A 3,537-nucleotide genomic window follows, 5' to 3' on the forward strand; every position below is an offset into this window, starting at 1 on the left:
CCGGTCGTCGCCGCGCCGGTCGGCGTCGGCCGGACGGTCGGGGCGTGCGGTCGGCCCGGTCACGCGAGCTCCTCCCCGACGCCGACCCGGACGCCGCGCGCCCAGTCGGTCGCCGGCATGGCCTTCTTGCCCGCCGCGCGCACCTCACCGAGCTGCACCGGCACCGTCGCCGTGCCGGCCAGCACGCGGGACTTCTCCACCAACAGTTCTCCAGGTTTCAGGGCGGGGCCGTTACCGACCGGGGTCACCGGGCCGAGCTTGACCCGGTCGCCGCGGAACGTCGTCCACGGGCCGGGCGCGGGGGTGCAGGCGCGCACCCGCCGGTCGACCGCGAACGCGGGGTCACCCCACCGCACCCGGGCGTCGTCCACTGTCAGTTTCGGGGCCAGCGAGACCCCGTCGGCGGGCTGCGGCTCGGCCCGGGCGGTGCCCGCCGCGATCGCGTCCAGGACGGCGACCAGCAGCCCGGCACCCGAGTGGGCGAGCCGCTCCAGCAGGTCGCCGGAGGTGTCGGTGGGGCGGATCTCGTCGGTGAGCGTGCCGTAGACCGGGCCGGTGTCCAGCCCCTGCTCCAGCTGGAACACGCTGGCGCCGGTCAGCTCGTCGCCGTGCAGCACCGCGTGCTGCACGGGTGCCGCGCCCCGCCAGGCGGGCAGCAGCGAGAAGTGCAGGTTGACCCAGCCGAAGCGGGGGATCTCCAGCGCCGCCGGGGGCACCAGCGCGCCGTAGGCGACCACCGGCACGCAGTCGGGGGCCAGCGTACGGAGCCGGTCGAGGAACTCCGGCTCCCGGGGCCGGGCCGGGGTGAGCACCTCGACGCCGTGCTCGTCGGCCCAGACGCCGACCGGGGAACGCAGCACACCCCGACCCCGACCGGCGGGCGCGTCGGGGCGGGTCACCACGGCCACCACCTCGTGCCCGGAGGCGTGCACCGCGGCCAGGGCGGGGACGGCGACCGCCGGCGTACCGGCGAAGGCCAGACGCATCGGGGAGGTCACCGGCCCAGGCCGAAGGGGCTGCCGGCGGCGTGCGGGCTGACCTTGACCGTCGGCGGGGCGGCCTCGTCGTACCAGTCGGCCTGGCGGATCGCCTTCATCGCCTCCTTGCGCCCGGCCGGGTCCAGCCGGTCGAGGAAGAGCACCCCGTCGAGGTGGTCGGTCTCGTGCTGGACGCAGCGGGCCATCAGCCCGGTGCCGACGATCTGCAACGGGTCGCCGTAGCCGTTGAAGCCCTTGGCGATCACGTTCTGCCGGCGCTTGGTGTCGAAGTAGAGCCCGGGGATCGACAGACAGCCCTCCGGGCCGTCCTGCTCCTCGGTGTCGGGGAACTCCAGCACCGGGTTGACCAGGTGGCCGAGCACGTCGTCCACCTCGAAGGTGAAGACCCGCAGGCCCACGCCGAGCTGGGGGGCGGCGAGCCCGGCACCGCTGCGGTCACGCATCGTGTCGGTGAGGTCGGCGATGAGCCTACGCAGCTCGACGTCGAAGTCGACGACCGGATCGGCCGGCGTGCGCAGCACCGGGTCCCCGAACAGACGGATGGGCTGGACGGTCACGCGGGGTGGCTCCTTCGTTGGACGGCGTGGTGCCGTACCAGTCTACGGAGTCCGGCGGCGGCACCGGCCGGCGTACCGCGACGGGTGGTGATCGGGGGGTACGGCCGGGTCAGCCGGCGGCGCCCGGTTCGCCGGCCAGCACCGCGTCCCCGCCGAGCAGGGCGTGCGCGGGCAGCGGGAGCCGGGTGCCGTGGGCGGCCTCCCAGTCGTGCACGAGGCTGGGGCGCACGTGGGCGGCGAAGTAGTCGACGGCGCTCGTCTGCCCCACGACCGGTTCGTCCATCTCGGCGACGAGCTGCGCGGGCACCAGCGGGAAGCCGTTGCGCAGGGCGGCGCTGAGCCGGCGGTGCCCGTCGACGACGAAGAAGTACTCGCCGGTGAAGCCGATCCGCAGCGGGGCGAGGGCCTCATCGCCGGCCGCCGCCAGCTCCCCGACGAGCCCGGACCCGTCGAGCCCGCGCAGGGTGGCGACGTCCTCGGTCGGGTAGACCCGGGCCGGGTCGAGCAGCAGCAGCGGGGGGGCGTCGCGCAGCACGTCGGCGGCGAGCCGGCCCTCGTACGCGTCGACGATGTGCGTGATGACCTCCTCGGCGGAGGCCCGGGTGGTGTCGCAGACCAGGTCGTAGTTGCGCAGCCGGGCCTTGTCGACGCCGTAGCGGAGGATGAACCGGTTGCGCTCGCTGTCGCTGCGTTCGCGCAGTTTGGCCTCCGCCTCGGCCAGCGAGGTGTAGCTCTCGGCCGGCCCGGAGGGGCGCAGCAGCACCCGGCGGGCCGCCTCGGCCGGCTCGGTGATCATGTGCACCTTGAGCGCGTCGGTGAAGAAGTGCCAGGCCAGCCGGGAGTCCATCACCAGCGACTCGCCGGAGGCGGCGATGTCCCGCTGGAGCTGGTCGACGTAGCCGTCGACGGCCTGGTCCAGCTCGGCGTGCAGGTTGAGCTGGAGCGCGGTCATCTGGCGCTCCTGGGCCATCTGCCGGTAGAGGTCACCGACGCTGACCCGGCGCAGGCCCAGCCGCTTGGCGATCTCGACGGAGACGGTGCTCTTGCCGCTGCCGAGGTCACCGTTGAAGACGATCGACTGACGAACGGTCACGACTGGTCCACCCCTGCTCACCGGCTGATTGACATCATCGATCTGGCGTCGACCCGACGCGTTCCCGCCTTCGTCGCGCCATTCGTGCGCCCGGGCATGACGGGCGATGCTATCACGCGTACGCCCGCCGTCCGGCGGACCAGGGGTACGACGGCGGGCTGGCCGGGCACCCGACGGAACTGACCGGCGACTCAGAACAGGCTGAGCGGGTCGACCTGGAGACGGACCGGTTCGGCGGCCCGCCGGGCGCTGCGGACCCCGGCGGCGGTGTGTAACGCCCCGGCCAACGCGGCGGCCCGGGACCGGGGCACCCGGACCAGCATCCGTTCCCGGTCCTCGTCGGCGGGGACCGGGCCGAGCACCTCCGCCCCGTCCGGCAGCCGCGTCTGCGCCAGCAGATCGGCCACCGCGTCCGCGCCGCCGGTGACGCTGGCCATCTTCACCGCCGGCGGGAAGCCCAACTCCCGCCGCTCGGCCAGCTCCCGGGCGGCGAACCAGCCCGGGTCCCAGCGCAGCAGCGCCTGCACGGGGGCCAGGGCACCGTCGGCGACCACCACCACCTTCCCGCCGGCCGGGGCGGGGCGGGCCAGCGCCGCCGCGGACAGCCACCGCCGCAGCGCCTCCTCACCGGCCCGCAGGTCGGCCCGGGTGAGCAGGGCCCAGGAGTCCAGCAGCAGGACCGCCCCGTACCCGCCGTCGGCCACCGGTTCGGCGCCCGGGGTGGCGATGACCAGCGCGGCGCCGCCCGGCACGGCGGCGAGCACCTCGTCGCGGCCCGAGGTGCGCACCGGCACGCCGGGAAACGCCCGGCCCAGTTCCTCGGCGGTCCGGCGGGCCCCGGTCACGGCCGCCGAGGAACTGGGCCGGGCGTTTCCCGGCAGATCGGAAG

The 3,537-nt window shown here is 75.1% G+C and carries 3 protein-coding genes and 1 pseudogene; all 4 read right to left on the bottom strand.

The window, feature by feature from the left end:
- Positions 1-59 precede the first annotated feature (59 nt).
- Positions 60-986: a methionyl-tRNA formyltransferase gene (gene fmt / locus H1A17_RS33710; RefSeq protein ID WP_194823782.1), complete on the bottom strand. Its 927-nt coding sequence runs from the start codon at positions 984-986 to the stop codon at positions 60-62.
- An 8-nt stretch (positions 987-994) separates the two neighbouring features.
- Entirely contained in the window at positions 995-1,555 is a 561-nt protein-coding gene (gene def, locus H1A17_RS33715; RefSeq protein ID WP_145918937.1) for a peptide deformylase, read from the bottom strand.
- A gap of 109 nt (positions 1,556-1,664) precedes the next feature.
- Positions 1,665-2,648, bottom strand: a complete 984-nt coding sequence (locus H1A17_RS33720; RefSeq protein WP_145918936.1) for an AAA family ATPase — start codon at positions 2,646-2,648, stop codon at positions 1,665-1,667.
- 191 nt (positions 2,649-2,839) lie between these two features.
- Positions 2,840-3,537 (bottom strand): annotated as a pseudogene (locus tag H1A17_RS33725) (primosome assembly protein PriA); the annotation flags it as partial.

Source organism: Micromonospora sp. S-DT3-3-22 (genome assembly GCF_015354745.1).
Lineage (GTDB): Bacteria > Actinomycetota > Actinomycetes > Mycobacteriales > Micromonosporaceae > Micromonospora > Micromonospora wenchangensis.